Consider the following 6,258-nt stretch of genomic DNA (forward strand, 5'->3'; position numbering starts at 1 on the left):
CAATCGTTGCTCCGATTGCGCTTAACAATACCGCCGTAGATAGCAATAACAATACCAAGAGCAATCAAGTTATTTTTATTGTCAGACATGCCGAAAAACTTGCAGGCAAAGACCCTAGCTTATCCGCACAAGGACAATTACGAGCTCTACGTTTAGCTAAAATACTATCTAGTACGCATTTAGATAAAGTGTACACAACGGATTATAATCGCACCCGTGAAACGGCCACCGCCGTAACGCAAGATCAGCAACTGGATTTAAGTGTTTATGATCCACGTGATATGGCTGCATTTACCCAATATCTATTAACTCAACAGGGTAGTATTTTAGTGGTCGGACACAGTAATACTTCGACAGATTTAGTAGAAGGTCTCGGGGCAGAAAAACAAATACCCATTGCAGATGCAAGTGAGTTTGATCGCTTATACATAGTGACCCTCAATGCCAACAAGCAAATGGTTTCTACTGTGTTGTTACGCTATTAACGGGTCATTGAAAGTGAGTAAATGATTGTTAATGAGTGATGGTTTTTAGCAAGATATAGAGCAGACAAATGGGATACTGACATGGATCCAATTAAATGTGAGATTTACGATTACATCGAGATCATCTGTTTGTATCGCTATAGGGTCAAACTGACATTAACAGATGGAACCTATATACAAGGTCAATTTGATCGAACATTGTATGTGAGTCGCAATCAACAAAAACACGAAGCTATTGCGGGCATTAATCAACAACTGCAAGCGATTGAAGTGGTATTAACCGATATCACTTCAATTGATGTTCTCAGCCAAAATGCCTCATTTAGCCATATATCGTTAATCGAATAGTATAACTCATCCAATTTATGAGAATATTTCCCCCAAGATCCCCGCGAATGCTGGCCCTTGGGTGACTAAACAGGCACTACAACATCGACAGAGATCAACGCAATACAGTATAATGCGCGGCTTTTTTCGCTTAATTCTTTGTTGATCTGCATAACATTAGGTAGTTGTATGTCCCTTGCTCAAAACCCTGCTCAAACTCAAAACCATTTCCCTGATGACATTGCTGCACGTATTGCTCAATCAGAAGCGCGCGTTATAAAGGCTATTTTCCCGTCTAATACCAATCACCATAACACCTTATTTGGTGGTGATGCTTTAGCATGGATGGATGAAACAGCATTTATCGCCGCCACCCGTTTTTGTCGTAAGTCATTAGTGACCGTCAGTTCTGACCGTATCGATTTTAAAAAAGCGATACCCGCAGGCAGCTTAGCAGAGCTGATAGCTAATGTGATTCATGTTGGTAATACATCACTCAAAGTTGAAGTGAACATTTATGTCGAAGATATGTACCACGATCATCGAGAACATGCGATACGCGGAGTATTTACTTTTGTTGCGGTAGATGAAAACAGAAACCCAACTCAAGTGTGGCCACACAATTAATATACGCCATTGCTAATGTAGTCAGATAGATGGCTGCATTAGCACTTTATCTACTCGACTAAAGTCTAAAATTTTACGGTTTTTATTCAAATCAATCACAATGTGACATAAAGCAATAGAATACTCGATTACTTTTCTGTTACATTGAGTTATCTTCACGTGCAACATAGAATAAAAAACGCCATGAAGCTCGAAAATTTAAACATCATCATCGCAGATGATCACCCATTATTCCGTAACGCCTTAAGGCTAGCGTTGAGTAATGCATTTGAAAAAACGCAATGGTTTGAGGCCGATAGTGCCGAAGCATTGCAAGGGGTTCTTGATCAAAAAGAGACCCCATTTGACTTAATCCTGCTAGACCTACAAATGCCAGGATCACACGGTTACTCAACCCTGATCCACCTCAGAACTCATTATCCAGATATCCCCGTTGTGGTGATATCTGCCCATGAAGACATCAATACAATTAGCCGAGCAATACATTATGGCAGTAGCGGATTCATCCCTAAATCTGCGTCAATGGAAGTGTTGGCCGAAGCATTAAATGCGGTGTTATACGGTGATATTTGGTTACCAAAAGGCACACAAATCGTGCCGGTTTCTGATGACCCAACCGACAAAATGGCCAACCGATTATCAGATTTAACCCCGCAACAATATCGCGTGTTACAGATGTTTGCAGAAGGGTTACTCAACAAACAAATTGCTTATGATTTTGGGGTATCAGAAGCAACTATCAAAGCACATGCCACAGCGATATTTCGTAAACTGGGTGTTCGCAATCGCACTCAAGCGGTGATAGCATTGCAACAATTAGAAATGGATAGAATTGATATCTCGTAATGCCTCAATCATTATCGCTACAACAGCTGCCTTTTTCACAAGCGTGTGAAAATAATAAACAGCCTATCTTAACCCTATTGGCAAAGTGGTTTGTCAATAGGCAACATGTACTCGAAATAGGCAGTGGTACAGGCCAACACAGCGTCTATTTCGCTGAAAACCTTGCCCATGCTCGCTGGCAACCAAGCGATCAGCAACATTATTTGCCTACCCTACAAGCTCGACTCGATTTGCAAACATCACCAAACTTACAACAGGCTATTAGCCTTGATGTCACCCAACCATGGCCCCTACTTTTATCAGATGTAGATGCAATATTCAGTGCTAACACCTTGCACATTATGAGTAAGCCAATGGTGGAAGCATTCTTTACTGGTGTTGGTAGTGTATTGGTTAATTCAGGTTCATTAGTCGTTTATGGTCCCTTTAATTATCAAGGCCAATTTACCAGTGACAGTAATCAACAATTCAATTTGTGGCTGCAACACAACAATCCTGATAGCGGTATCCGCGATATTGAATGGATCTGCCAGTTAGCACAACAACAGGGACTAACACTTCAAGAAGACATCACCATGCCAGCCAATAACCGTCTGTTACATTTCACTAAATAACCTCAACTTTACATTAGAGGTGAGCTGAATTGATACAGGGTGGTTATTTCAAATCAGCAATATCAAAACTCGTTATTTTGCTCACAAAGCGAATTAAACCCGTAATAGCCTATCGATGACAAGTGATGCAACACTTAATGCTGAATCAATAGCAGATTGATGTTTACTTATTAACTAAAGTTGATCGCTAACCCCCATAAATCATCCAAACGATTAGTGACTTACTTGCCAAAAACCTTGTAAGCTATCTACTAGGGTCAAAATACACAAGGACACACACTATGGGTTCGGTTACCACTAAAAGACATCCCAATGGTCTTGATTATGTTGCTGTTGACACAGCACTTTGCCAAGCACGTATTTTTATGCAAGGTGCACAAATAGATCAATTTATACCTGTCGGCAAAGCACCACTATTGTGGGTATCAAGTGCAGATGATTATCAACCTGGTAATAGTATCAGAGGTGGAATCCCCATTTGCTGGCCTTGGTTTGGCATGAGCGACACTCTAGGGTTTCCGCAGCATGGCTTTGCACGAAACAAAACCTGGTCGCTTGAATCTGTCAAAATGCGTAACCAATTAGTAGACTTAGTTTTCACCTTGCCCGCCAGTGAAATGGAAAAACAATATTGGCCTCATAATACCCAAGTAAAGGTGTTATTCACCTTAGGCGAAACCTTATCGGTCAGCATAGTGAATACGAATAATGGAAATGATAACGTAATACTGACCCAAGCATTACATAGCTACTTTCCTATTGAAGATATTCATCAATTGAAAGTGAGTGGCTTTACTGGGTCGCAATACATTGAGTTTGGTGAAGGGCCGTTTAAACAAGTCGATGATGTCGTCAAGTTTGAACGAGAAACCGACCGGGTTTACACCCAATTAGGTGATACTCAGGAGCTACATACACAAAATGGTACCATTGTAGTCAGTCGCGAAAACAGCCAATCAGCTGTACTTTGGAACCCTTGGATAGACAAGTCGATGCGCCTTTCACGCTTTAATGCCGATGATTACCTAACCATGGTGTGCTTAGAAGCCGCTAATGTTCTGGACGACAGTGTGACTTTAGCGCCAGGGCAAAGCCATTCGTTAACCAGTCATATTAGTTGGAAATAAAACAGTTAATTGAGTGAGGTAAACAGCGATAATTGTAACCATTAAAAGAACGTCATAGCTTTATAATAGAAAAGGCAACCTAGGTTGCCTTTGTTACTTTCAAATATCCACTTACGATTTCAATACTTTGAGCAATATCATCATAGGAAATTCAACAAGTAATCTCCGATAACCGATAACCGATAACCGTGTAGGTTAATATTAACTAATGCTTCTATTTTTAGATTTTTTAAACAAGCCAAACCAAAAGGCTGATTCAAGTAATCCACCAGCTACAAAAAAAGTGATCGCTCCCGTTTGGCTACCGGCTAAATAACACGATAGTGCAAGCACGATTAAAGAGACTAACAACAATAATCTGTAGATACCTTTCATATTAATTTATCTCAATCCTATGCATGCACTGTTCAATAATAATAACAAAACCTCTTGATTACATTACCGCTTTACTAAACTACGAGTCAACTAAACTATCACCAATAAAAAAGGCAGCCGAAGCTGCCTTTGTTGCAATCTAGCCTTAGCTCGGAATAATAAATGGGTACCCCATCTATTAACCTAAACTGAGTTTAATTAGTTTGCAGTAACTTCACAACCTAATGGGCTGTTTGAGTTTTCATAAACAATGTCACCTATTGGCGCGTAGTCAGCGGCAGCAATAGTGCCTTTGTCTTTGAAGAAAGTGTATAACACTTCTGCATCAACATAACCTGTTTGGATTGGGTCTAATACTGGGTAACCATCACCGCCAGCAGCATTAAAGCTTGGTACAGTGAAGCTATATGAATCAGTTGCACTGTAGTCTTTACCATTAATTTCACTAATAGCAACAGTTTGAGCAGTACAATCAACCGTCATTTTCACGCCAGTGATTTGTGCATATGCACCTGCACCACGTTGGAATGAAGCTACAGTATTAAGATACTCAGTCACTTCTGCACCAGTCATAGTGCTCAACGTTACCATGTTGCCAAAAGGCTGCACAGTTAACACGTCACGATAAGAAATATCACCAGCTTGAATAGAAGCACGTACGCCACCAGAGTTCATCACGCCGATATCTGCACCCACTTTAGTACGCTGTGCTTCAGCAACTAAACGACCTAAATTAGTTTGCATGTTACGTACATTTGCACGCTCACCGTCTAATAATGCATCTGTAGTAGCAATAATTTCATCAAGTTGGCCTTGACCACGTTCTTGGTAATAAGAAAGTAGTGCTTTTAAATCTGCATCAGCTGTGATTTCATCAGCAACTAAAACTTTAGTTTTGTTACCTTCAGCATCTTCAACCGTTTTCTTCAAATTAACCGGAATTAACTTGTAGCTTGCAAGGTGAAGCTCACCGTTGAAATATTCAAAATCAGCACGGCCAACATACTTACCCCATTCATGAGCTTGCATAATGTAAGTGCCATTTTGCATGTCAGGAGTACAAGCGTCACCAGGAGCAAACTCTGCATAGTCGTTAGTATCTGGTTCCATACATACAGGGTTTTGAGAGTGGCCACCAATAATGGCACTTAAATCACCTGCAGCAAGTGCACGAGCTAATGTCACATCGCCAGGAGCATTACTACCATTTTGCGCATCAGCATAGTGACCCATATGAGTCGTCGCAAAAATTAAATCAGCGGTATCTGCAGCTTTAATTTCTGCAATAACTTTAGCCGCTTCAGTTGTTGGGTCTGTAAACGTTAAATCTTTAATAAATTCTGGGTTACCGATTTTAGCCGTGTCTTCGGTGGTTAAACCGATAACAGCAACACGAACACCGTTAACGTCAAACACTTTATAAGCATCAAAATAACGAGTACCGTCTGCTTTATAAATGTTTGCAGCAAGCATTGGGAAGTTTGCAACTGAACGTTGAGAATCTAGTACTGCTAATGGGTTATCAAATTCGTGATTACCGACGGCCATTGCATCATAAGCGATTTCGTTCATACCGATAAAATCTGGTAATGCATCTTGTAAATCTGATTCTGGAACACCAGTGTTGATATCACCGCCAGACAGTAATAGCGATTCGCCACCGTTTGCACTGACTTCTGCACGAATTTGGTCGATCAACGTCTTACGCGCTGCCATACCATATTCGCCATCACTGTTAGACCAGAAACGGCCATGGTTGTCGTTGGTGTGTAATACTGTAAATATTTTACAATCTGCACCTGCTTCGGCACATGTTGTCGGTGCTACGACTGCAGTATTGTCGTCGTCACTGCCACA

Annotated in this window: 7 protein-coding genes; 6 read left to right on the forward strand and 1 reads right to left on the reverse strand. The window is 40.8% G+C overall.

Annotation, left to right across the window (positions count from 1 at the left end):
- The 6 genes from CXF78_RS11205 to CXF78_RS11230 form a co-directional block, all read left to right on the forward strand.
- A partial coding sequence (locus CXF78_RS11205) for a SixA phosphatase family protein (RefSeq protein WP_180957120.1) occupies positions 1 to 485 on the forward strand: 485 nt, incomplete at its 5' end.
- An 81-nt stretch (positions 486 to 566) separates the two neighbouring features.
- Positions 567 to 833 (forward strand): Rho-binding antiterminator, encoded by a 267-nt coding sequence (locus tag CXF78_RS11210; RefSeq protein WP_102036823.1) that lies wholly within the window; start codon positions 567 to 569, stop codon positions 831 to 833.
- 168 nt (positions 834 to 1,001) lie between these two features.
- Positions 1,002 to 1,439 carry an acyl-CoA thioesterase gene (locus CXF78_RS11215; protein ID WP_011637759.1) on the forward strand — a complete coding sequence of 146 codons (438 nt, stop codon included), beginning with the start codon at positions 1,002 to 1,004 and terminating at the stop codon, positions 1,437 to 1,439.
- Positions 1,440 to 1,622: 183 nt separating this feature from the next.
- Positions 1,623 to 2,285 (forward strand): response regulator transcription factor, encoded by a 663-nt coding sequence (locus CXF78_RS11220; protein WP_011637760.1) that lies wholly within the window; start codon positions 1,623 to 1,625, stop codon positions 2,283 to 2,285.
- Positions 2,285 to 2,899, forward strand: coding sequence for a DUF938 domain-containing protein (locus tag CXF78_RS11225; RefSeq protein ID WP_102036824.1), 615 nt, complete (start codon positions 2,285 to 2,287; stop codon positions 2,897 to 2,899). Before CXF78_RS11220 ends, CXF78_RS11225 begins: the two co-directional genes overlap by 1 nt.
- 281 nt (positions 2,900 to 3,180) lie before the next feature.
- Complete coding sequence (locus tag CXF78_RS11230) at positions 3,181 to 4,026, forward strand: D-hexose-6-phosphate mutarotase (RefSeq protein WP_102036825.1); 846 nt, start codon at positions 3,181 to 3,183, stop codon at positions 4,024 to 4,026.
- Between the two features lie 573 nt (positions 4,027 to 4,599).
- Here CXF78_RS11230 and ushA read toward each other — a convergent pair.
- Positions 4,600 to 6,258: bifunctional UDP-sugar hydrolase/5'-nucleotidase UshA (ushA, locus tag CXF78_RS11235; RefSeq protein WP_102036826.1), on the reverse strand; the 1,659-nt coding region annotated here is incomplete at its 5' end.

Origin of the sequence: Shewanella sp. 11B5 (assembly GCF_002836795.1) — a bacterium.
In the GTDB taxonomy this organism is placed as follows: Bacteria; Pseudomonadota; Gammaproteobacteria; order Enterobacterales; family Shewanellaceae; genus Shewanella; species Shewanella frigidimarina.

What these genes read in the sequence shown, in the direction of transcription:
- CXF78_RS11215 (WP_011637759.1), top strand. Translation starts at nt 1,002, where the DNA reads ATGTCCCTTGCTCAAAACCCTGCTCAAACTCAAAACCATTTCCCTGAT.
- CXF78_RS11210 (WP_102036823.1), top strand. Translation starts at nt 567, where the DNA reads ATGGATCCAATTAAATGTGAGATTTACGATTACATCGAGATCATCTGT.
- CXF78_RS11220 (WP_011637760.1), top strand. Translation starts at nt 1,623, where the DNA reads ATGAAGCTCGAAAATTTAAACATCATCATCGCAGATGATCACCCATTA.
- CXF78_RS11225 (WP_102036824.1), top strand. Translation starts at nt 2,285, where the DNA reads ATGCCTCAATCATTATCGCTACAACAGCTGCCTTTTTCACAAGCGTGT.
- CXF78_RS11230 (WP_102036825.1), top strand. Translation starts at nt 3,181, where the DNA reads ATGGGTTCGGTTACCACTAAAAGACATCCCAATGGTCTTGATTATGTT.